The 21,633-nt window shown below is 51.1% G+C and carries 22 protein-coding genes, 1 other RNA gene and 2 pseudogenes; 12 read left to right on the top strand and 13 right to left on the bottom strand.

Annotation, left to right across the window (positions count from 1 at the left end):
• The 4 genes from ubiI to ygfB are packed head-to-tail and all read right to left on the bottom strand — an operon-like array spanning position 1 to position 4,330.
• Positions 1–1,203, bottom strand: coding sequence for an FAD-dependent 2-octaprenylphenol hydroxylase (gene ubiI, locus A7090_RS09860; RefSeq protein ID WP_105273901.1), 1,203 nt, complete (start codon positions 1,201–1,203; stop codon positions 1–3).
• Between the two features lie 22 nt (positions 1,204–1,225).
• On the bottom strand, positions 1,226–2,404 hold the full coding sequence (gene ubiH / locus A7090_RS09865) for a 2-octaprenyl-6-methoxyphenyl hydroxylase (RefSeq protein ID WP_105273902.1): 1,179 nt from the start codon (positions 2,402–2,404) through the stop codon (positions 1,226–1,228).
• Positions 2,401–3,726, bottom strand: coding sequence for a Xaa-Pro aminopeptidase (pepP, locus tag A7090_RS09870; protein WP_105273903.1), 1,326 nt, complete (start codon positions 3,724–3,726; stop codon positions 2,401–2,403). The genes ubiH and pepP overlap by 4 nt, the downstream gene beginning before the upstream one ends.
• A 25-nt stretch (positions 3,727–3,751) precedes the next feature.
• Positions 3,752–4,330 carry a UPF0149 family protein YgfB gene (gene ygfB, locus A7090_RS09875; protein WP_157941455.1) on the bottom strand — a complete coding sequence of 193 codons (579 nt, stop codon included), beginning with the start codon at positions 4,328–4,330 and terminating at the stop codon, positions 3,752–3,754.
• A gap of 167 nt (positions 4,331–4,497) precedes the next feature.
• Between ygfB and zapA the strand changes: the two genes are divergently transcribed.
• The 3 genes from zapA to A7090_RS09895 all read left to right on the top strand — a co-directional run bounded on the left by zapA (position 4,498) and on the right by A7090_RS09895 (position 5,675).
• Complete coding sequence (gene zapA, locus A7090_RS09885) at positions 4,498–4,827, top strand: cell division protein ZapA (RefSeq protein ID WP_001276008.1); 330 nt, start codon at positions 4,498–4,500, stop codon at positions 4,825–4,827.
• A 41-nt stretch (positions 4,828–4,868) separates the two neighbouring features.
• Positions 4,869–5,052: non-coding RNA, 6S RNA (ssrS, locus tag A7090_RS09890), on the top strand.
• A 20-nt stretch (positions 5,053–5,072) separates the two neighbouring features.
• Entirely contained in the window at positions 5,073–5,675 is a 603-nt protein-coding gene (locus tag A7090_RS09895; protein WP_105273905.1) for a 5-formyltetrahydrofolate cyclo-ligase, read from the top strand.
• Between the two features lie 100 nt (positions 5,676–5,775).
• Here the strand turns inward: A7090_RS09895 and A7090_RS09900 are convergent, their stop codons facing one another.
• From A7090_RS09900 to A7090_RS09915, 5 genes are all read right to left on the bottom strand, one after another.
• Positions 5,776–5,835 (bottom strand): type I toxin-antitoxin system Ibs family toxin, encoded by a 60-nt coding sequence (locus A7090_RS09900; RefSeq protein WP_001387035.1) that lies wholly within the window; start codon positions 5,833–5,835, stop codon positions 5,776–5,778.
• A 240-nt stretch (positions 5,836–6,075) separates the two neighbouring features.
• Positions 6,076–7,308 (bottom strand): phosphoglycerate dehydrogenase, encoded by a 1,233-nt coding sequence (gene serA / locus A7090_RS09905; protein WP_105273906.1) that lies wholly within the window; start codon positions 7,306–7,308, stop codon positions 6,076–6,078.
• A 255-nt stretch (positions 7,309–7,563) separates the two neighbouring features.
• Positions 7,564–8,223, bottom strand: a complete 660-nt coding sequence (gene rpiA, locus A7090_RS09910; protein ID WP_000189743.1) for a ribose-5-phosphate isomerase RpiA — start codon at positions 8,221–8,223, stop codon at positions 7,564–7,566.
• Positions 8,224–8,400: 177 nt separating this feature from the next.
• The gene (locus tag A7090_RS25760) at positions 8,401–8,640 is read right to left on the bottom strand and encodes a LysR substrate-binding domain-containing protein (RefSeq protein ID WP_446718723.1); all 240 of its coding nucleotides are present in this window, start codon (positions 8,638–8,640) and stop codon (positions 8,401–8,403) included.
• A 37-nt stretch (positions 8,641–8,677) separates the two neighbouring features.
• Entirely contained in the window at positions 8,678–9,298 is a 621-nt protein-coding gene (locus A7090_RS09915) for a LysR family transcriptional regulator (RefSeq protein ID WP_123056943.1), read from the bottom strand.
• 100 nt (positions 9,299–9,398) lie between these two features.
• Here A7090_RS09915 and A7090_RS09920 point away from each other — a divergent pair, with 100 nt between their 5' ends.
• From A7090_RS09920 to scpC, 8 genes are all read left to right on the top strand, one after another.
• Positions 9,399–10,028: an FMN-dependent NADH-azoreductase gene (locus tag A7090_RS09920; protein ID WP_105273907.1), complete on the top strand. Its 630-nt coding sequence runs from the start codon at positions 9,399–9,401 to the stop codon at positions 10,026–10,028.
• A gap of 16 nt (positions 10,029–10,044) precedes the next feature.
• The gene (locus A7090_RS09925; protein WP_105273908.1) at positions 10,045–10,251 is read left to right on the top strand and encodes a hypothetical protein; all 207 of its coding nucleotides are present in this window, start codon (positions 10,045–10,047) and stop codon (positions 10,249–10,251) included.
• Positions 10,252–10,333: 82 nt separating this feature from the next.
• Positions 10,334–10,660: a ferric reductase gene (locus A7090_RS09930; RefSeq protein WP_240246430.1), complete on the top strand. Its 327-nt coding sequence runs from the start codon at positions 10,334–10,336 to the stop codon at positions 10,658–10,660.
• A 69-nt stretch (positions 10,661–10,729) separates the two neighbouring features.
• Positions 10,730–11,623, top strand: a complete 894-nt coding sequence (gene argP, locus A7090_RS09935) for a DNA-binding transcriptional regulator ArgP (RefSeq protein ID WP_105273910.1) — start codon at positions 10,730–10,732, stop codon at positions 11,621–11,623.
• A 203-nt stretch (positions 11,624–11,826) separates the two neighbouring features.
• A complete protein-coding gene (gene scpA, locus A7090_RS09940; protein WP_105273911.1) occupies positions 11,827–13,971 on the top strand; it encodes a methylmalonyl-CoA mutase in 2,145 nt (714 codons plus the stop codon).
• Positions 13,964–14,959 carry a methylmalonyl Co-A mutase-associated GTPase MeaB gene (gene meaB / locus A7090_RS09945; RefSeq protein WP_105273912.1) on the top strand — a complete coding sequence of 332 codons (996 nt, stop codon included), beginning with the start codon at positions 13,964–13,966 and terminating at the stop codon, positions 14,957–14,959. The genes scpA and meaB overlap by 8 nt, the downstream gene beginning before the upstream one ends.
• A 10-nt stretch (positions 14,960–14,969) precedes the next feature.
• Positions 14,970–15,755 carry a methylmalonyl-CoA decarboxylase gene (gene scpB, locus A7090_RS09950; protein ID WP_105273913.1) on the top strand — a complete coding sequence of 262 codons (786 nt, stop codon included), beginning with the start codon at positions 14,970–14,972 and terminating at the stop codon, positions 15,753–15,755.
• A 23-nt stretch (positions 15,756–15,778) separates the two neighbouring features.
• A complete protein-coding gene (gene scpC, locus A7090_RS09955) occupies positions 15,779–17,257 on the top strand; it encodes a propionyl-CoA:succinate CoA transferase (RefSeq protein ID WP_105273914.1) in 1,479 nt (492 codons plus the stop codon).
• On the opposite strand, the pseudogene srsR reads toward scpC, so the two are convergent.
• The 3 genes and pseudogenes from srsR to argO all read right to left on the bottom strand — a co-directional run bounded on the left by srsR (position 17,254) and on the right by argO (position 19,779).
• Positions 17,254–18,145 (bottom strand): annotated as a pseudogene (gene srsR, locus A7090_RS09960) (LysR family transcriptional regulator SrsR). The gene scpC and the pseudogene srsR overlap by 4 nt on opposite strands.
• A 165-nt stretch (positions 18,146–18,310) precedes the next feature.
• Positions 18,311–19,051 (bottom strand): oxidative stress defense protein, encoded by a 741-nt coding sequence (locus tag A7090_RS09965; RefSeq protein ID WP_105273916.1) that lies wholly within the window; start codon positions 19,049–19,051, stop codon positions 18,311–18,313.
• 92 nt (positions 19,052–19,143) lie between these two features.
• Entirely contained in the window at positions 19,144–19,779 is a 636-nt protein-coding gene (gene argO / locus A7090_RS09970; RefSeq protein WP_105273917.1) for an arginine exporter ArgO, read from the bottom strand.
• Positions 19,780–19,894: 115 nt separating this feature from the next.
• On the opposite strand from argO, the pseudogene dctP reads away from it, so the two are divergent.
• Positions 19,895–20,938: pseudogene (gene dctP / locus A7090_RS09975) on the top strand (TRAP transporter substrate-binding protein DctP).
• A 41-nt stretch (positions 20,939–20,979) separates the two neighbouring features.
• Here the strand turns inward: dctP and mscS are convergent.
• Positions 20,980–21,633 (bottom strand): small-conductance mechanosensitive channel MscS (gene mscS, locus A7090_RS09980; RefSeq protein ID WP_241957267.1); only part of this gene is annotated, 654 nt, incomplete at its 5' end.

A 21,633-nucleotide genomic window follows, 5' to 3' on the forward strand; every position in this document is an offset into this window, starting at 1 on the left:
TTAACGCAGCCATTCAGGCAAATCGTTTAATCCCATTGCCTGACGGATAAGTTGTGGCTTAACGCCAGGAAGCGTGTCGGCCAGTTTCAGACCAATATCACGCAGCAATTTTTTCGCCGGATTAGCCCCGGAAAACAGATCGCGAAAGCCCTGCATACCTGCCAGCATCAGCGCCGCGCTGTGCTTGCGGCTACGCTCATAGCGACGCAGATAAATGTACTGCCCGATGTCTTTACCCTGACGATGTAACCGTTTCAGTTCGGCAATCAGCTCTGCGGCATCCATAAAGCCGAGATTTACCCCCTGCCCCGCCAGCGGGTGAATGGTATGCGCGGCGTCGCCCACCAGCGCCAGACGGTGCGCGGCAAACTGGCGCGCATAACGCCCCGTCAGCGGGAACACCTGACGCTCGCTCTCAACCTTGCATAAGCCCAGGCGATTATCAAAAGCGATATTTAACGCGCGATTAAATTCGTCTTCCCCTGCCTGCTGCATCCGCAGCGCTTCCTCTGGCGACAGTGACCAGACAATCGAGCAAAGATGCGGATCGCTAAGTGGTAAAAAGGCCAGAATACCGTCGCCATGGAAAACCTGCCGCGCCACCGCATCATGCGGCTCTTCCGTGCGAATGGTCGCCACCAGCGCGTGATGCTGATAATCCCAGAAAGTCAGCGGAATATCGGCTTTGTTGCGCAACCAGGAATGAGCACCGTCCGCACCAATCACCAAACGCGCCGTTAACATACTGCCGTCTTTCAGCGTCAGGAAGGTTTCATTTTCTCCCCAGGCGACCTGCTGTAATTCTGCTGGGGCTAACAGAGTGATATCTGACGACTGCTGCGCTTTGTTCCACAGCGCGTAGTGAATCACTGAGTTTTCAACGATATATCCAAGATGGCTATAGCCCATGCTTTGATCGTCAAACGAGATGTGACCAAAACTGTCTTTATCCCACACTTCCATACCGTGATAACAGCTGGCTCTGCGGGAGAGTATGTCCTGCCAGACGCCAAGACGGGTGAGTAATTTTTCGCTGGCGGCATTAATAGCCGAAACGCGCAGTTGTGGTGGTGCATCTGCCGCCAGAGGTTGCGGTACGCGCTGCTCCAGTACGGCAACGCGTAAGCCGCTGCCCTGCAAGCCGCAGGCAATCACCAGCCCCACCATGCCGCCGCCAACAATGGCTACATCAACACTTTGCATTGTTTATTCCTTAAAACCGCCTTCAACGCGCCACCCAACCGAGGGTGCGCTGCGCCAGCACATCGCGTGCCGGGGTAAATAATTCCATCGTCATCAGCCCGATGTTGCGCCCGATAACCAGTGGTGCCCAACGATTAGCAAAAAGATGTACAAGGCTGTCCGTGACGCCGATGGTCGCTTCACGATCGCTCTGCCGACGCTGCTGATAACGGCACAATACGCCGTAATCACCAATGTCTTCTCCGCGCTCCTGCGCCTGAGTCAGGGTTTCCGCAAGGCTCATGACATCACGCATACCGAGGTTAAACCCTTGCCCGGCGATCGGGTGCAGGGTTTGCGCCGCATTGCCCACCAGCACGGTGCGATGGGTAATAGGTTTGGTGGCGCGGGTTAACACCAGTGGATAAGCACTGCGTTTACCGGCGTGGGTAATTTGCCCCAGTCGCCAGCCAAAGGCAGACTGGAGTTCACGGCAAAACGTCTCGTCGCTCCACGCCAGCACCTCTTCACGCCGTTCCAGTGGATGACACCAGACCAGCGAACAGCGTCCGTCAGACATCGGCAACATCGCCAGTGGGCCATGTTGCGTGAAGCGTTCAAAAGCGCGCCCTTCGTGCGCAACGGAGGTCGCAACATTCGCAATCACTGCCAGTTGTTCATAAGGCTCCTGCTGCCAGTCAACGCCGCACGCGGTGGCTAACGCTGAATGGGTGCCGTCAGCCGCCACCAGCACGTGGCTCATCAGCGTCTCACCACTCTCCAGCGTCACTTCAACGTGACTCTGAGTACGGGCAACGTTAGCCACGCGATCAGGGCAATGCAGCGTTACGCCTGGTGCTTTGCGCAGCAAGGCAAACAGCCGTTGCCCGACATTGTGCAATTCGACAACCTGCCCCAGCGCCGCCAGTTGGTAATCTTCTGCAGCGAGGGTAACGAATCCGGCATGACCACGATCGCTGACATGTACGGTGGTGATGGCGGTTGCGCAATCAGCCAAAGATTGCCAGACACCAATGCGCGCCAGTTGCTGACAAGTGCCGGCTGCCAGCGCAATAGCTCGTCCATCAAAGCCCGGATGAGCATGTGACTCTGGCGCGGTCGCTTCAATCAAATGTATCGGCAGCGCCCCGTGACTTAACCGGGAAATAGCCAGCGCCAGCGTCGCGCCCGCCATGCCACCACCGACGATGATTACGCTCATTGCTTTCTCGCAGCTGCCATTAACGCTTCAATTTCTTCTGGCTTTTTCACCACACTGGCGGTGAGGTTTTCGTTGCCGGTTTCGGTAATCACAATATCGTCTTCAATACGAACACCGATACCGCGATATTGTTCTGGCACATCTGCATCCGGCGCAATATACAGCCCAGGCTCTACGGTCAGTACCATGCCCGGCTCAAGAATGCGCGAGCGCTCCTGACCATAAACACCCACGTCATGGACATCCAGACCTAACCAATGGCTAAGGCCATGCATAAAGAAAGGACGATAGGCGTTCTGAGCGATCAGTTCATCTACGTCACCCTTCAGGATGCCGAGTTTTACCAGACCGCTAACCATGATGCGCACCACTTCACCAGTGACGTCCTGAATGGAAGTTCCCGGACGATACAGGCGCAGGCTGGTTTCAAGAGACTCCAGCACAATGTCGTAGATTTCACGCTGAGCCTGAGAGAATTTACCGTTGACCGGGAAGGTGCGGGTAATATCGCCAGCGTAACCTTTGTATTCACAGCCAGCATCAATCAACACCAGATCACCGTCACGCAGTTCACACTCGTTTTCGGTGTAGTGCAGAATGCAGCCGTTTTCACCGCTGCCGACAATGGTGTTATAGGAAGGATAGCGCGCACCGTGACGGTTAAATTCGTGGTGAATTTCGCCTTCCAGATGGTACTCAAACATTCCCGGACGGCATTTTTCCATCGCCCGGGTATGCGCCAGGGCGGTGATTTCCCCTGCGCGGCGAAGTACGGCAATCTCTTCTGGTGATTTGAACAGGCGCATTTCATGAACACCAGGACGCCAGTCGATCATCGTTGCCGGTGCGGTGAGATTTTGCCGCGAGCCTTTACGCAGTTTTTCCAGCGCACTATTCACGATTTCATCAGCATATGCATATTCACCCTGGGCGTGGTAAACCACATCCAGACCATTAAGCAGTTGATAAAGTTGCTGATTGATTTCACTGAACGCCAGTGCGCGGTCAACGCCCAGTTTCTCTGGCGCAGCATCCTGGCCTAAGCGACGACCAAACCAGATCTCTGCCGTCAGGTCACGAACGCGGTTAAACAGAACGCTGTGGTTATGAGTGTCATCACTTTTAATCAGCACCAGCACCGCTTCCGGTTCGTTAAAGCCGGTGAAGTACCAGAAGTCACTGTTCTGACGATAGGGGTATTCGCTGTCGGCGCTACGTGTTACTTCTGGTGCAGCAAAAATCAGCGCGGCGCTGCCGGGTTGCATTTGCTCCACCAGGGCCTGACGGCGACGCTGAAATTCTTGCTGGGATATCTCACTCATAACTCTCTCCTTACGTTTTTTGTTTTTAGTGTAGAGTCGGTTTTTGTACTTCTGGCGCGGTCGGTTGCGGATGAGTAAAGGTGTCGTGGCATAACAGCGCGGCAACACGGACGTACTCGATGATCTCTTCAAGCGACATTTCAAGCTCTTCCTGATCTTCGTCTTCGTCGTAGCCCAGCTGCGCGATGTTACGCAGATCGTCGATGGCTTCACCGGTTTCGCCGGTCACTTTGTCCAGCGTCGGTTGCGTAACGCCAAGACCAAGCAGGAAGTGATTGACCCAACCGGCCAGCGCATCAGCACGATCGAAAACGCTGACGTCATCGCCATCAGGCAGATAAAGCTGAAAAAGGAAGCCATCATCCTGCAGGGCATCGCTGGTGGCAGAGTGCATTTTGCGCAGTGCCTGTGCCAGCTCATGACCGAAAGCCATGCCTTCGTTCGTCAGGTCGTGAAGTAGCGGCAGCCATGAGCTGTCATCGTTACCGCCACAGATCATCCCGCTGAGTAAACCATGCATCTCAGCAGGTGTCAGACCCGTCCCTTGTTGGTTCAGATACTGGTTCATTTCGTTGTAACCAGGCATTTCGTTCTGTATAGACATAAGCATTCGTCGTCAAAGGGAGGAATATTCATGATATGCTACCACTTTGGGCCCTGGTGGACCAGAAAAGGGCTTGTCTCTTCTCATCAGGGTAGCTATAGTGTCGCCCCTTCGCAGACCATGGGTCTAAAGACGAAGGCAGCGCAGTCAATCAGCAGGAAGGTGGCATGTCTGCACAACCCGTCGATATCCAAATTTTTGGCCGTTCACTGCGTGTGAACTGCCCGCCTGACCAAAGGGATGCGTTGAATCAGGCCGCGGACGATCTGAACCAACGGTTGCAAGATCTGAAAGAACGCACTAGAGTCACAAATACTGAGCAACTGGTCTTCATTGCCGCATTGAATATCAGTTATGAACTTGCTCAGGAAAAAGCGAAGACGCGTGATTACGCGGCAAGCATGGAACAACGTATTCGGATGCTGCAACAGACCATAGAACAAGCGTTACTTGAACAAGGTCGCATCACCGAAAAAACTAACCAAAACTTTGAATGACACTTTTCGGTTTACTGTGATAGAGTAACCGTGAAGACAAAATTTCTCTGAGATGTTCGCAAGCGGGCCAGTCCCCTGAGCCGATATTTCATACCACAAGAATGTGGCGCTCCGCGGTTGGTGAGCATGCTCGGTCCGTCCGAGAAGCCTTAAAACTGCGACGACACATTCACCTTGAACCAAGGGTTCAAGGGTTACAGCCTGCGGCGGCATCTCGGAGATTCCCTTCTTATCTGGCAGCAGCCATGACGCAACAACCAGAACGCCCACAAACATTATCCCGACAAGAAATCCGCAAAATGATTCGGCAACGTCGTCGTGCGTTAACGCCGGAACAACAGCAGGAAATGGGTCAACAAGCCGCTACCCGGATGATGACTTATCCCCCGGTGGTGATGGCACATACGGTCGCTCTATTCCTCTCTTTTGATGGCGAACTCGACACCCAGCCACTCATAGAACAACTCTGGCGCGCCGGTAAGCGCGTATATCTTCCCGTTTTGCATCCCTTTAGTGCCGGTAATTTGCTGTTCCTGAATTACCATCCGCAAAGCGAACTGGTAATGAACAGGTTGAAGATCCATGAGCCAAAACTGGATGTGCGTGACGTTCTTCCTCTTTCCCGATTAGACGTGTTGATCACACCGCTGGTCGCCTTTGATGAGTACGGTCAGCGCCTGGGAATGGGCGGTGGTTTTTATGATCGGACCTTACAAAACTGGCAGCACTATAAACTGCAACCGGTAGGTTATGCGCATGATTGTCAGTTGGTGGAAAAACTCCCCGTTGAAGAGTGGGATATCCCACTTCCTGCGGTGGTTACACCGTCGAAAGTCTGGGAGTGGTGAGGGCGACACATCTGCATCGCCCTGATTGACATCGTTGATTCTTTGACCTAATTTAGTGAGTAAGGGTAAGGGAGGATTGCTCCTCCCCTGTGACTGACTGTTAATAAGCTGGGAAACTTATGAGTAACAGTACAATCAGTATGATGGCAAGTCGCATCATAACCCTTCTCCTTCAAGCCCTCGCTTCGGTGAGGGCTTTTCCGTTGCAGCCCTGTGCTGCCTCGCCATCCTGAATCCGCATTAAATAAACACAACGCATTGATCTGACTTTGATTTATTTCTTCGAGCAGACTCGCAAAGGCGATTGCAACGCACGACAAATGGCAGCGACATGCGCGGGAAAACGGATAAAAAAACGGGCAAGTCACTGACTTGCCCGTTTTTTGTCAGAGAAAGGGAATTAGTACAGCAGACGGGCGCGAATGGTGCCTGGAATAGCTTTCATTGCCTGCAGCGCTTTTTCGGCAACGTCTTCGTCGGCTTCAATATCAATAACCACATACCCCATCTGCGCTGAGGTTTGCAGATACTGTGCAGCGATGTTAACGCCCTGCTCGGCAAAGATTTTGTTCAGCGCAGTCAACACGCCCGGACGGTTTTCGTGGATGTGCATCAGACGACGCCCACCATGCAGTGGCAGCGAGACTTCCGGGAAGTTCACCGCAGAGAGCGTTGAGCCATTGTCAGAGTACTTGATTAATTTACCCGCAACTTCCAGGCCGATATTCTCCTGCGCTTCCTGAGTCGAACCGCCGATGTGTGGCGTCAGAAGGACGTTGTCGAACTCGCAAAGCGGAGAGGTAAACGGATCGCTGTTGGTCGCCGGTTCCGTCGGGAATACGTCGATTGCCGCACCTGCCAGATGTTTACTCGCCAACGCATCACACAGCGCTGGAATATCCACCACAGTACCGCGCGAGGCATTAATCAGCAGCGAGCCGGGCTTCATTAACGAAATCTCTTTCGCGCCCATCATATTTTTGGTGGACGGATTCTCTGGTACATGCAGACTCACCACATCGCTCATATTCAGCAGGTCAGAAAGATGCTGTACCTGAGTGGCGTTGCCCAGCGGCAGTTTGTTTTCAATATCATAAAAGTAAACATACATTCCCAGCGATTCAGCCAGAATGCCCAATTGCGTACCAATATGACCATAGCCGATGATACCCAGCTTTTTACCTCGCGCTTCAAAAGAACCCGCAGCCATTTTGTTCCACACGCCACGATGCGCTTTAGCGTTGGCCTCCGGCACGCCGCGCAATAGCAGCAGAAGTTCGCCAATCACCAGCTCCGCAACAGAGCGCGTATTTGAGAACGGTGCGTTAAATACCGGGATCCCGCGTTTTGCCGCCGCATCCAGATCAACCTGGTTTGTTCCGATACAGAAACAGCCAATAGCGACCAGTTTTTCTGCGGCGTTGATCACGTCTTCAGTCAGATGGGTACGGGATCGCAGGCCGATGAAGTGGGCATCGCGGATGGATTCTTTTAATTGCTCATCATCCAGCGCGCCTTTGTGGAATTCGATGTTGGTGTAACCAGCTGCACGAAGGCTTTCCAGCGCCTTTTGGTGCACGCCTTCTACCAGCAGAAACTTAATTTTGTCTTTCTCCAGCGATACCTTTGCCATTTACCCAATCCTGTCTTTTGAAATGTTGTGTGCGGATTTGCATCCGCCTTTCAACATATCAAAAAATAATATTGCGGCAATATGAACGTTTGCGTCGCGATGTTGAGGAAATATCACGCAAAGGTATTTCTTGGATGAATATGCTGGTTTAGAGGATTTATTTAGAGCAATCGACAACAGCCAAGTAAAAACGTGACACATGTCACCAAATTTAACGAAGAGAATTTTTTTAACGGGGGAGGTTCCCCCGTCAGATCATTTCACAATGGTTTTGACACCGTCAGGTGTGCCAATCAGCGCAACGTCCGCGCCACGGTTAGCAAACAAGCCAACAGTCACCACGCCTGGAATCGCATTTATGGCGTTTTCCATCGCTATCGGATCAAGGATTTCCATACCGTGGACGTCGAGGATCACGTTGCCGTTATCAGTCACCACGCCCTGACGGTATTCCGGACGACCGCCCAGTTTCACCAGCTGGCGCGCCACTGCACTACGTGCCATCGGGATAACTTCTACTGGCAGCGGGAATTTACCCAGAATATCAACCTGTTTGGAAGCATCTGCAATACAGATAAATTTTTCCGCAACCGAAGCAATGATTTTTTCACGGGTCAGCGCCGCGCCGCCGCCTTTGATCATTTGCATGTGGCCGTTGATTTCATCTGCGCCATCAACGTAGATGCCGAGGCTGTCGACTTCGTTGAGATCAAAAACGTGAATGCCGAGGCTTTTCAGTTTTTCAGTGGAAGCATCTGAACTGGAAACGGCCCCTTCAATCTGGCCTTTCATCGTGCCGAGCGCGTCAATAAAGTGTGCGGCGGTGGAACCTGTACCTACACCAACAATGGTGCCGGGCTGAACATACTGAAGTGCCGCCCATCCTACTGCTTTTTTCAATTCATCCTGCGTCATGATCGTTTCGCCTGTGGTATGAAATTTCACACGCATTATACTCTAAATAATTCGAGTTGCAGGAAGGCGACAAGAGAGTGAATCCCCAGGAGCTTACAGAAGTAAGTGACTGGGGTGAGCGAACGCAGACGCAGCACATGCAACTTGAAGTATGACGAGTATATACAAAAAAGCGAGTCAGACCCCGCTGACAAGCCGCGTGGTTAACTCATCCATAAAATATCTCGCAATGGCGGGCATCCCCTTTCGCCCCGCAAACAAAGCATACAACGGTCTGGGTATGCCGCTCCACGGTGCAAACAGGCGCACCAACTCCCCGTTCGCAAGCTCCTGTTTACAGGCAAACTGAGGCAATAACGCCACGCCATTTCCACCAAGCACTGCCTGCAGCATGACGCGAAGGTTATTTGACTGCAAACGCGCCTCAGGCTGCAGCGTAATCTCCTGTTCGCCATTAATTAACTGCCACTGGCTCCCGCCATTGTTTGTCAGGCGGAAGGATCCCGTCGACGCGGTTAAGATCGTCAATGGCCTTCACCTGCGGATGGCGGGTCAGCCACTGCGAACTGGCAACTAAAATATCGGCCTGAGTATGTAATTTTTTATAATGCAGCGTCGAGTCCGCAAGCGCACCGGAAGCCGTAACCAGCGCAATATCAATACCTTCAGCGACCATATCCACCGGGCGATTAATTGCCAGCATTTGCACCTTCGCCAGGGGCCAGCGGGCGATAAACTCACTGACAAACTCACCAAACCATGTTTCAGCCATAAATACCGGCGCGCTGACGCGCAGCATTCCCTGTGGGCTTTCCTGGGCGGCCATCACCACCGCTCTGGCCCGTTCCCCCTGAGCCACCCGCGCCCGACACTCGACGGCAAACTGTTCGCCTGCCGCCGTCAGGGCCAGACGCCGCGTAGTTCGCTGGATAAGCCGCACGCCAAGGCGCTCTTCCAGCGCTGCCATTCGTCGACTTAATACCGATTTCGACACCCCCGCACGCAGCGCCGCCTGGCTGTAACTACCTTCATCGGCAATCAGGGCAAAGTAGTAGTAATCATTCCAGTCGATCATAATTGTTCTATTTTCACAACAATGAAGTTCAGTTATGTCTATTTAATCATCACATAAACAACAGTTAAACTTCTCTCATCACAGAAACGAGAGCAAGCCCATGAAAATTCTCCATATCGACAGCAGCCCAATGCTTAAACATTCAAGTTCGCGGAAATTAAGCCAGGCGCTGGTAGAAGCGCTTTGCCAACGCTTCGCGCAAGCCACGATTATTCATCGCGACGTTGGCCTGACACCGCCGCCCCATTTGCGTGAAGAAACTTTTCTGGCGCTTTGCGGTAAAGCGGAGTGCGAGAACGCACAAATTCAGCAGGAGGTGAATGGGATCCACGCCTCTATTGAAGAACTGGCATCGTGCGATGTGCTCATTATTGGCGCGCCGATGATTAATCACAGCGTTTCATCTGGCCTCAAAACCTGGATAGATCAGGTCTGCCAGGCTGGTTTAACGTTTCGTTTTACCGCCGCAGGTGCCGTTGGGTTACTGACAGATAAACCGACGTTTATTGTCTCGACACGCGGCGGTATCTATTGCGATGAAGCACATCTGGCGCTGGATCATCAGGAAAGCTATCTGCAAGCCACGCTGAAACTAATGGGAATTACCAATACTCATATTTTACGTGCGGAAGGCGTCGACAAAACCCAGCCGGGGCGTGAACTTGCCGAGCAAAATGCATTGGCGCAAATCCCTGATCTTATAACACAAGTATTTAACCAACATCTTTAATAGAAAAGGAGTTATTATGTCTATTAAACAACATTTATTTGCCGCGTTATTTCTTTGCATTCTCACAGGACACGCATTTGCAGCAACCGAGATACAAAAACCAGGCAATAATCTTGAGCAGATCTCAAAAGTGAGTTTGGTTACGCTTTGCCATCAAAAATTTAGGGGATTATACCTCTACTCTGGCATCTTCGATAAAAATTGGCCAGTCTGCCATCGTTGAAGGCCCATGGGGAAAGTTTGATTTTACTCTCCCTTGCTCCCGCCAGGTCTGGATAGCAGGAGGCATCGGCATTATCCCCTTTATCGCCCAGCTTGAGTATCGTAAACATCATGGCGCGACCTCTGTTCCTGTGGATCTCTGGTATTGCGTCAGCCGAAGCGAGGATGCATGGTATGTTGATAAACTTACCTCACTTTGTGTCCTGGCCGGTGTCACACTGCATCTGCGTGATGCACATAAAGGTGAACGTCTACAGGCGCACTATCTCACTGATAAAATAGCAAATAAAGGTGAAACCCATTTTTGGTTTTGCGGCCCACAGAGTTTTGCCAAAGCGCTCAGCAAAGGGTTATATGAAAATGGGATTGCCAGCCAAAACTTCCATTACGACCGCTTTTGTATGCGTTAAATGCTCTGTACCCAACGTAAAATTGTGTCATAGTTCGGCATAAGTAAATTTGAGGAGCAAGCCATAGCAATGAAACGCCCGGACTACAGAACATTACAGGCACTGGATGCGGTGATACGTGAACGAGGATTTGAGCGCGCGGCACAAAAGCTGTGCATTACGCAATCAGCTGTATCACAGCGCATTAAGCAACTGGAAAATATGTTCGGGCAGCCGCTGTTGGTGCGTACCGTGCCGCCGCGCCCGACGGAACAAGGGCAAAAATTGCTGGCACTGCTGCGCCAGGTGGAGTTGCTGGAAGAAGAGTGGCTGGGCGATGAACAAACTGGTTCGACTCCGCTGCTGCTTTCACTGGCGGTCAACGCCGACAGTCTGGCGACGTGGTTACTTCCGGCACTGGCTCCTGTGTTGGCTGATTCGCCTATCCGTCTCAATTTGCAGGTAGAAGATGAAACCCGCACTCAGGAACGTCTGCGTCGCGGCGAAGTGGTCGGCGCGGTGAGTATTCAACATCAGGCGCTGCCGAGTTGTCTTGTCGATAAGCTCGGTGCGCTCGACTATCTGTTCGTCAGCTCAAGACCGTTTGCTAAAAAATATTTCCCTAACGGCGTAACGCGTTCGGCATTATTGAAAGCACCTGTGGTCGCCTTTGACCATCTTGACGATATGCACCAGGCCTTTTTGCAGCAAAACTTCGATCTGCCTCCAGGCAGCGTACCCTGCCATATCGTTAATTCTTCGGAAGCGTTCGTCCAACTTGCTCGTCAGGGCACCACCTGCTGTATGATCCCGCACCTGCAAATCGAGAAAGAACTCGCCAGCGGCGAACTGATTGACTTAACGCCTGGGCTATTTCAACGCCGGATGCTCTACTGGCACCGCTTTGCTCCTGAAAGTCGCATGATGCGTAAAGTCACTGATGCGTTACTCGATTATGGTCACAAAGTCCTTCGTCAGGATTAATCCATCAAATAATGCCTGGTAGCACATATCAGGCATTACCCTCACTTCTTTTTGCATTCCTTGAGTCACATCACAAAATAGACAAATCTCAGGCGGCAAAAAACGACGTCTGAATGCATTTTTTTTGCTGGCGACAAACCCATGTAAAAAGCTCACCGTAAGCGCAAATACCCTCATTTTGATTGCGTTTTATGGAGCAAATAATGTCTAACGTGCAGGAGTGGCAACAGCTTGCCAACAAGGAATTGAGCCGTCGGGAGAAAACTGTCGACTCGCTGGTTCAGCAAACCGCAGAAGGGATCGCCATCAAACCGCTGTATACCGAAGCCGACCTCGATAATCTGGAAGTGACTGGTACACTTCCTGGTTTGCCGCCCTATGTTCGTGGCCCGCGTGCCACTATGTATACTGCCCAGCCGTGGACCATCCGTCAGTATGCCGGTTTCTCGACAGCAAAAGAGTCCAACGCTTTTTATCGCCGTAACCTGGCCGCCGGGCAAAAAGGCCTTTCCGTTGCGTTTGACCTTGCCACCCACCGTGGCTACGACTCCGATAACCCGCGCGTGGCGGGCGACGTCGGCAAAGCGGGCGTCGCTATCGACACCGTAGAAGATATGAAGGTTCTGTTCGACCAGATCCCGCTGGATAAAATGTCAGTTTCGATGACGATGAACGGCGCAGTCCTGCCAGTACTGGCGTTTTATATCGTCGCCGCAGAAGAGCAAGGCGTAACACCCGATAAACTGACCGGCACCATTCAAAACGATATCCTCAAAGAGTATCTTTGCCGCAACACCTATATTTACCCCCCAAAACCGTCAATGCGAATTATCGCAGACATCATCGCCTGGTGTTCTGGCAACATGCCGCGCTTTAATACCATCAGTATCAGCGGTTACCACATGGGTGAAGTCGGTGCCAACTGCGTACAGCAGGTAGCATTTACGCTCGCCGATGGGATTGAGTACATCAAAGCGGCGATCTCTGCCGGTCTGAAAATTGATGACTTCGCTCCTCGCCTGTCGTTCTTCTTCGGCATTGGCATGGATCTGTTTATGAACGTCGCCATGTTGCGTGCGGCACGTTATTTATGGAGCGAAGCGGTCAGTGGATTTGGCGCACAAGCTCCGAAATCACTGGCGCTGCGTACCCACTGCCAGACTTCAGGCTGGAGCCTCACTGAACAGGATCCGTATAACAACGTTATCCGCACCACCATTGAAGCACTGGCCGCAACGTTGGGCGGTACTCAGTCACTGCATACCAACGCCTTTGATGAAGCGCTTGGTTTGCCAACCGATTTCTCAGCACGCATTGCCCGCAACACCCAGATCATCATCCAGGAAGAATCAGAACTCTGCCGCACCGTCGATCCGCTGGCCGGTTCTTATTACGTTGAGTCGCTGACCGATCAAATCGTTAAACAAGCCAGAGCCATTATCCAACAGATCGACGAGGCTGGCGGCATGGCGAAAGCGATCGAAGCAGGTCTGCCAAAACGAATGATCGAAGAAGCGTCTGCGCGCGAACAGTCACTGATCGACCAGGGCAAACGTGTCATCGTTGGTGTCAACAAGTACAAACTGGATCACGAAGACGAAACCGATGTACTTGAGATCGACAACGTGATGGTGCGTAACGAGCAAATTGCTTCGCTGGAACGCATTCGCGCCACCCGTGATGATGCCGCCGTAACCGCCGCGTTGAACGCCCTGACTCACGCCGCACAGCATAACGAAAACCTGCTGGCTGCCGCTGTTAATGCCGCTCGCGTTCGCGCCACTCTGGGTGAAATCTCCGATGCGCTGGAAACTGCTTTCGACCGTTATCTGGTGCCGAGCCAGTGTGTGACCGGCGTGATTGCGCAAAGCTATCATCAGTCGGAGAAATCTGCCTCCGAGTTCGATGCCATTGTTGCGCAAACGGAACAGTTCCTTGCCGACAATGGCCGTCGCCCGCGCATTCTGATCGCCAAAATGGGTCAGGATGGGCACGATCGCGGCGCGAAAGTGATCGCCAGCGCCTATTCCGATCTCGGTTTCGACGTAGATTTAAGCCCGATGTTCTCTACACCTGAAGAGATCGCCCGCCTGGCAGTAGAAAACGACGTTCACGTAGTGGGCGCATCCTCACTGGCTGCCGGTCATAAAACATTGATCCCGGAACTGGTAGAAGCATTGAAAAAATGGGGACGCGAAGATATTTGCGTGGTCGCGGGTGGCGTTATTCCACCGCAGGATTATGCCTTCCTGCAAGAGCGCGGCGTGGCGGCGATTTATGGTCCAGGTACGCCTATGCTCGACAGTGTGCGCGACGTGCTGAACCTGATAAGCCAGCATCATGATTAATGAAGCCACGCTGGCAGAAAGTATTCGCCGCTTACGTCAGGGTGAGCGTGCCACGCTCGCCCAGGCCATGACGCTGGTGGAAAGCCGTCACCCGCGTCATCAGGCGCTAAGTACGCAGCTGCTTGATGCCATTATGCCGTACTGCGGTAACGCCTTGCGACTGGGCGTTACTGGCACACCCGGTGCGGGGAAAAGTACCTTTCTTGAAGCCTTTGGCATGTTGTTGATTCGTGAGGGATTAAAGGTTGCGGTTATCGCGGTCGATCCCAGCAGCCCGGTTACTGGCGGTAGCATTCTCGGGGATAAAACCCGCATGAATGACCTGGCGCGCGCCGAGGCGGCGTTTATTCGCCCTGTACCATCCTCCGGTCATCTGGGCGGTGCCAGTCAGCGAGCGCGGGAATTAATGCTGTTATGCGAAGCGGCAGGTTATGACGTCGTGATTGTCGAAACGGTTGGCGTCGGGCAGTCGGAAACGGAAGTCGCCCGCATGGTGGACTGTTTTATCTCGCTGCAAATTGCCGGTGGCGGTGATGATCTGCAGGGCATTAAAAAGGGGCTGATGGAAGTGGCAGATCTGATCGTTATCAACAAAGACGATGGCGATAACCATACCAATGTCGCTATTGCCCGTCATATGTACGAAAGTGCACTGCATATTTTGCGGCGTAAATACGACGAATGGCAGCCACGGGTTCTGACTTGTAGCGCACTGGAAAAACGTGGAATCGATGAGATCTGGCACGCCATCATCGACTTCAAAACCGCGCTAACTGCCAGTGGTCGTTTACAACAAGTGCGGCAACAACAATCGGTGGATTGGCTGCGTAAGCAGACCGAAGAAGAAGTACTGAATCACCTGTTCGCGAATGAAGATTTCGATCGCTATTACCGCCAGACGCTTTTAGCGGTCAAAAACAATACGCTCTCACCACGCACCGGCCTGCGGCAGCTCAGTGAATTTATTCAGACTCAATATTTTGACTAAAGGAATTTTTATGTCTTATCAGTATGTGAACGTTGTCACTATCAACAAAGTAGCGGTCATTGAGTTTAACTATGGACGCAAACTTAATGCCTTAAGTAAAGTCTTTATTGATGACCTTATACAGGCATTGAGCGATCTCAACCGTCCAGAAATCCGTTGTATCATTCTGCGCGCCCCGAGCGGATCTAAAGTCTTCTCTGCCGGTCACGATATCCACGAACTACCGTCTGGCGGTCGCGATCCTCTCTCCTACGACGATCCATTGCGCCAGATCACCCGCATGATCCAAAAATTCCCGAAACCGATCATTTCGATGGTGGAAGGTAGTGTCTGGGGCGGCGCATTTGAAATGATCATGAGTTCCGATCTGATCATCGCCGCCAGTACCTCAACCTTCTCAATGACGCCTGTAAACCTCGGCGTCCCGTATAACCTGGTCGGCATTCACAACCTGACCCGCGATGCGGGCTTCCACATTGTCAAGGAGCTGATTTTTACCGCTTCGCCAATCACCGCCCAGCGCGCGCTGGCTGTCGGCATCCTCAACCATGTTGTGGAAGTGGAAGAACTGGAAGATTTCACCTTACAAATGGCGCACCACATCTCTGAGAAAGCGCCGTTAGCCATTGCAGTTATCAAAGAAGAGCTGCGAGTACTGGGCGAAGCGCACACCATGAACTCCGATGAATTTGAACGTATTCAGGGGATGCGCCGCGCGGTTTATGACAGCGAAGATTACCAGGAAGGGATGAACGCCTTCCTCGAAAAACGTAAACCTAATTTCGTTGGTCATTAATCCCTGCGAACGAAGGAGTGAAAATGGCAACTCAGTGGACAAGGATGACCGCCGATGAAGCGGCAGAAATTATCCAACATAACGACATGGTGGCATTTAGCGGCTTTACCCCAGCGGGTTCGCCGAAAGCCCTACCTACCGCAATTGCCCGCAAAGCTAACGAACAGCATGAGGCCAAAAAGCCGTATCAAATTCGCCTGCTGACGGGGGCGTCAATCAGCGCCGCCGCTGACGATGTACTTTCTGACGCCGATGCTGTTTCCTGGCGTGCGCCATATCAAACATCGTCCGGTTTGCGTAAAAAAATCAATCAGGGCGCGGTGAGTTTCGTTGACCTGCATTTGAGCGAAGTGGCGCAAATGGTCAATTACGGTTTCTTCGGCGACATTGATATTGCCGTCATTGAAGCATCGGCACTGGCACCGGATGGTCGGGTCTGGTTAACCAGCGGGATCGGTAACGCACCAACCTGGCTGCTGCGTGCGAAGAAAGTGATCATTGAACTCAATCACTATCACGATCCGCGCGTTGCAGAACTGGCGGATATTGTGATTCCTGGCGCACCACCGCGGCGTAATAGCGTGTCGATCTTCCATGCAATGGATCGCGTCGGTACCCGCTATGTGCAAATCGATCCGAAAAAAATTGTCGCCGTCGTGGAAACCAACTTGCCCGACGCCGGTAACATGCTGGATAAGCAAAATCCAATGTGCCAACAGATTGCCGATAACGTGGTCACGTTCTTGTTGCAGGAAATGGCGCATGGGCGTATTCCACCGGAATTTCTGCCGCTGCAAAGTGGCGTGGGCAATATCAATAATGCAGTCATGGCACGACTGGGGGAAAACCCGGAGATACCGCCGTTCATGATGTATTCAGAAGTACTTCAGGAATCGGTGGTACATTTACTGGAAACTGGCAAAATCACCGGTGCCAGCGCCTCCAGTCTGACAATCTCTGCCAATTCACTAAGCAAGATTTACGACAATATGGACTACTTCGCCAGCCGTATTGTGTTGCGTCCGCAAGAGATTTCCAATAACCCGGAAATCATCCGTCGCCTTGGCGTTATTGCTCTGAACGTCGGTCTGGAGTTTGATATTTACGGGCATGCCAACTCAACACACGTAGCCGGGGTCGATCTGATGAACGGCATCGGCGGCAGCGGTGATTTTGAACGCAACGCGTATCTGTCGATCTTTATGGCCCCGTCTATTGCTAAAGAGGGCAAGATCTCAACCGTCGTGCCAATGTGTAGCCATGTTGATCACAGCGAACACAGCGTCAAAGTGATCATCACTGAACAAGGGATCGCCGATCTGCGTGGTCTTTCCCCGCTTCAACGCGCCCGCACTATCATTGATAATTGTGCACATCCCATGTATCGGGATTATCTGCATCGCTATCTGGAAAATGCGCCTGGTGGACATATTCATCACGATCTTAGCCACGTCTTCGACTTACACCGTAATTTAATCGCAACCGGCTCAATGCTGGGTTAATGGTTCGTCCCGTCACGATCTTCAGCAATATGCTGAAGCATCGTGGCGGTATATCGATGATTTCTGATTGAATAAAGATATTCCTGCATATACATCGGCCTGTGCGGCGCATCAAAATATTTCAGCGTTGCAGGATTCACCAGTCGCCAGGCAAAATGCGGGATCACCGTCAGAAAATGTCCGCGTTCCACGGCGCTGATTTTAGCCATAAAACTGTAGGGGCGATAAATAATAGTTGGATTGATCCCACAAGGTCGCATATTCGCATCAATCATTGCTTCGAAGTTGGCCCGGTTCTGAAAGCGCATTTGTAGCCAGGGTAGCTCCTGAAGCAGCTCTTGCTCTTGTCGCTCTTCATAACGGCGAGAAACGAGAAAGCCCAATCGCAGTGGCGGCAATTCGCTGATCGTCAGGTTTTCCAGCTCTTGAACTCGAGCAGATACATACTGTGGGGAGATAATAAAATCTAACTGTCGGTCAAAAAGATTATCGATAACGCCGTTTTCGCTGAACTCAACAGGTTGGGCGCTCACCCCTTCGTACTTATCTCCGAGACTAATCAACTGATCAAAAATAATCGTCGGATAGGTGTTATCGATACCAATTACAATTTCACGAGAACGACGACCAGAATTATGAATTTCATTATCAATGGCAGAAAGTCGTTGATAAACCGGGAACAGTTTTTGGTACAGTTCCTGCCCGGCTTTATTGAGACTGATATTATTATCTTTACGGGTAAATAGCGTATAGCCGATTTGTTCTTCCAGCGCGGCAATGCTTTTACCAAATGGCGAAGCAGTCATATGTATTTTTTCTGCCGCCCGGGCAATATTATTGGTTTGCGCTAATAAAATTGCGCATCTTTTTCGAAATAAAAATATCCATACCCCTCCCCATATTCTTGTCCGCTTAACCGTTTCAGTCAGCCTATCCTTGATGAAACCGCGAGAAAAGATAGGTGATTACGTCATGGTTTTACAGAAAATTACAGAAAAAGAAGGCAATATCGGGTAAAAATATTAGCCCGACGAATACGTCGGGCTACAAATATTATTGTGCGGCTGGTGTTTTAGCAGGTTGTTGGTCCACAGGTTCTAACTGGAAGACGACATCGACCTGATCATCAAACTGAATAGCGGCCTGCTCGTAAGTTTCCTGGGCAGAGACCGGTGCGGCATCGGCTTTCATCATCCGCACCATCGGGCTGGGCTGATAGTTGGAAACATGGTAGCGCACGCTATATACCGGCCCCAGTTTGCGATTAAAACCGTTCGCCAGTTCCTGAGCCTGATGAATCGCGTTATCAATCGCTGCTTTACGAGCTTTGTCTTTATAGGCATCCGGCTGCGCCACGCCCAGCGACACAGAACGGATTTCATTAAGACCCGCCTTCAGCGCGCCATCCAGCAAGGAATTCAATTTGTCTAACTGACGGAGCGTGACTTCCACCGTTCTCACAGCGCGATATCCTTTCAGAATACTTTTACCATTCTGGTAATCGTAATCCGGCTGGGTGCGTAAGTTCGCTGAGCTGATATCTTTTTTCGCGATCTGATTGAGTTCAAGGAAGGAAATGTATTGTGCGACGCGCTCATCTGCCTGTTTCTTGGCTGTAGCGGCATCCTTCGCGGCCACGTTGACTTCAATAGCAAGAGTGGCAATGTCTGGCACCGCATCCACACTTGCCGTACCGGAGGTGACAATATGCGGTCCATCCGGCAATTCACTTGCCTGCGCTGCCATCCCACTAAAACCCATAAATGCCGCCAGGGCGATAACTTTGAACTTCACGTGAGTCTCTCCGTGTTAATTGACTTGCCCAAAATTCAGGACCTCTGGAGGCAAGCTTAGCGGCTCTGTTTTATTTTTCCATCAGATAGCGCCTAACTGAACAAGACTTGCGCATGAACAATTCCATCCTTCGCCAGCTGCATGGCAATAAACCACATAACACATCCCACTACCAGATTGATAATGCGCTGTGCTTTTGCCGTGCGCAGACGCGGTGCCAGCCAGGCTGCGAGAAGAGCCAGACCAAAGAACCACAGAAAAGAGGCGCTAATTGTCCCGAGCGCAAACCAACGTTTTGGTTCGACATCAAGCTGCCCGCCAAGGCTGCCCAGTACAACAAAAGTATCCAGGTAAACATGCGGATTCAGCCAGGTCACTGCCAGCATAGTGGCGATAATTTTCCATCTTCCTTGCTTCAGGACTTTAGCACTGGCTAACTCAATATTACTGCTCATCGCTGTTTTAAACGCGCCAAAACCATACCAGAGCAAGAAGGCAACGCCGCCCCAGGTGACCAGCGCCAGCAACCACGGCGACTGCATCAATAACGCACTGCCACCAAAAATCCCCGCGCAAATCAGGACCAAATCGCTGATAGCACAAAGTAAGGCAATCATAATGTGGTACTGACGACGAATACCCTGATTCATCACAAAAGCATTTTGTGGACCAAGCGGCAGAATCATAGCTGCACCAAGTGCAAGGCCTTGAAAGTAATAAGATATCACGTAATTTATTCCGAGCTAGTTATCTGATTTGCAGACTATAGCGCGAGAATAACATTAGGGATAATGGATAATATTAATATAGTATAAATTAAATTAATAAACTGAAGGAACAGACATGCGCTACCAACAATTACTCCCTTTTCTTTTATCTGGATTTCTTCTGTTATCTCCCTCGATTTTTGCCGCTGAAAAAATTCTTCGTTATACCGATCATGAACCCTACGGGGGAATGCGTACTCAAATAATTAAAGAGACATTTTTTGCAGAAATTGAAAAAGAGTCACAGGGACGTTTGAAAATCGAACCACACTGGAACGGTGAAACCGCTATCAGCTATGACGCTCTGGCGACGATAAGCGATGGTAGCAAAGCTGATATGGGTATAGTGGTGCCGGAATACACAGCGAAACAATTGCCGCTTCATCAAATCTTCAAGAGCTTTGCTATTGGCCCGGATCATGGAGCCAGTCAGGTAGAATTCTTTCGTCGCGTATATGCGGAAATTCCCGAATTTAACGCTGAACTTGAGCGTAACAATATCGTGAATTTACAGTTTTTCCTTGGCTACCCAGTAGGCTTTTTTTCTACCAGGCCCATTGATAAATTGACTGCGCTTCAGGGAACCACCTGGCGAACAGCCAGTTTCTGACATCGGGCTTATTTAACGCATACGGGAGCAAAAACCGTAACCTTACCGTGGAATGAGCAAATTACAACAGCACTCCGCGACGGAAAACTCGATGGCTTAATGGTCAATCTTGATAGCGGATATGACATCCATGCTGAACGTGCTGCGCCGAATGTGCTGCTCTCCCCTTCTCTCTGGCTTGGTCATGTCTATCTGCTGGTAATAAATAAACAAACGTGGGAAAACCTTGATAAAAGAGATCGTGAGGCGATTCAACGAGCTGCCATTACAACCGAGAAAGCGCTGGGCAAGGCATTAGATAACAACCTGATTAGCATGGTAAAAACGCTTGAGCAGCAAGGTGCACAGGTTCGCTATCTGAAAAAATCAGAACTGAACGCCTGGCAGAAAGCAATTGGTTATCAGCAAGAGCAAACTCAGTGGGTAGAAAAGCAAAATAATGAAGGCGTGGAGAAAGCCGGGGAAGTCATGCAAAAAGTCACCAATATACTTGATGAAACAATGCATTAAATTGGTAGTGCGCCCATGAACTTCATGGGCGCTTTACATGATTAACGTGATACCACTTCGCTCTCTTTATTTTCTTTCACCCGCTTAAAGTTCACATCCATTTGCGGATACGGGAAGCTAATACCGGCGGCATCAAATTCACGTTTAATACGCTCCAGTACATCCCAGTACACATTTTGCAGATCGCCTCTGTTGCTCCAGACGCGGACCACAAAATTAATCGACGATGCGCCAAGTTCGTTCAGGCGTACAGTCATTTCGCGATCTTTCAAAATGCGATCTTCAGACTGGATAATATCGGTCAGGATCTTCTTAACCTGATCAATATCGGAATCATACGCCACGCCAATAATAAATTCGTTACGGCGAACTGGCTCGCGGGAGAAGTTAATAATATTTCCGGCAATAATTTTACCGTTCGGAATAACGATAATTTTACCGTCTGCTGTACGCATGGTGGTGGAGAAAATCTGCACACTCAGCACAGTACCGGCTACGCCGCCGAGATCTACATATTCTCCGGCACGGAACGGGCGGAACATGACAAGTAACACGCCAGCGGCCAGATTAGACAGTGAGCCCTGCAAAGCCAGACCAACAGCTAAGCCTGCGGCACCGAGTACGGCAATGACCGATGTCAGCGCCAATGATATAAGACAGTAATTCACCATTTGGATTGTCCGCTCCACCCAACA

The sequence above is a fragment of the Escherichia sp. MOD1-EC7003 genome (assembly GCF_002965065.1).
Lineage (GTDB): Bacteria > Pseudomonadota > Gammaproteobacteria > Enterobacterales > Enterobacteriaceae > Escherichia.

What these genes read in the sequence shown, in the direction of transcription:
- ubiI (WP_105273901.1), bottom strand. Translation starts at nt 1,203, where the DNA reads ATGCAAAGTGTTGATGTAGCCATTGTTGGCGGCGGCATGGTGGGGCTG.
- ubiH (WP_105273902.1), bottom strand. Translation starts at nt 2,404, where the DNA reads ATGAGCGTAATCATCGTCGGTGGTGGCATGGCGGGCGCGACGCTGGCG.
- pepP (WP_105273903.1), bottom strand. Translation starts at nt 3,726, where the DNA reads ATGAGTGAGATATCCCAGCAAGAATTTCAGCGTCGCCGTCAGGCCCTG.
- ygfB (WP_157941455.1), bottom strand. Translation starts at nt 4,330, where the DNA reads ATGTCTATACAGAACGAAATGCCTGGTTACAACGAAATGAACCAGTAT.
- zapA (WP_001276008.1), top strand. Translation starts at nt 4,498, where the DNA reads ATGTCTGCACAACCCGTCGATATCCAAATTTTTGGCCGTTCACTGCGT.
- A7090_RS09895 (WP_105273905.1), top strand. Translation starts at nt 5,073, where the DNA reads ATGACGCAACAACCAGAACGCCCACAAACATTATCCCGACAAGAAATC.
- serA (WP_105273906.1), bottom strand. Translation starts at nt 7,308, where the DNA reads ATGGCAAAGGTATCGCTGGAGAAAGACAAAATTAAGTTTCTGCTGGTA.
- rpiA (WP_000189743.1), bottom strand. Translation starts at nt 8,223, where the DNA reads ATGACGCAGGATGAATTGAAAAAAGCAGTAGGATGGGCGGCACTTCAG.
- A7090_RS09915 (WP_123056943.1), bottom strand. Translation starts at nt 9,298, where the DNA reads ATGATCGACTGGAATGATTACTACTACTTTGCCCTGATTGCCGATGAA.
- A7090_RS09920 (WP_105273907.1), top strand. Translation starts at nt 9,399, where the DNA reads ATGAAAATTCTCCATATCGACAGCAGCCCAATGCTTAAACATTCAAGT.
- A7090_RS09925 (WP_105273908.1), top strand. Translation starts at nt 10,045, where the DNA reads ATGTCTATTAAACAACATTTATTTGCCGCGTTATTTCTTTGCATTCTC.
- argP (WP_105273910.1), top strand. Translation starts at nt 10,730, where the DNA reads ATGAAACGCCCGGACTACAGAACATTACAGGCACTGGATGCGGTGATA.
- scpA (WP_105273911.1), top strand. Translation starts at nt 11,827, where the DNA reads ATGTCTAACGTGCAGGAGTGGCAACAGCTTGCCAACAAGGAATTGAGC.
- meaB (WP_105273912.1), top strand. Translation starts at nt 13,964, where the DNA reads ATGATTAATGAAGCCACGCTGGCAGAAAGTATTCGCCGCTTACGTCAG.
- scpB (WP_105273913.1), top strand. Translation starts at nt 14,970, where the DNA reads ATGTCTTATCAGTATGTGAACGTTGTCACTATCAACAAAGTAGCGGTC.
- scpC (WP_105273914.1), top strand. Translation starts at nt 15,779, where the DNA reads ATGGCAACTCAGTGGACAAGGATGACCGCCGATGAAGCGGCAGAAATT.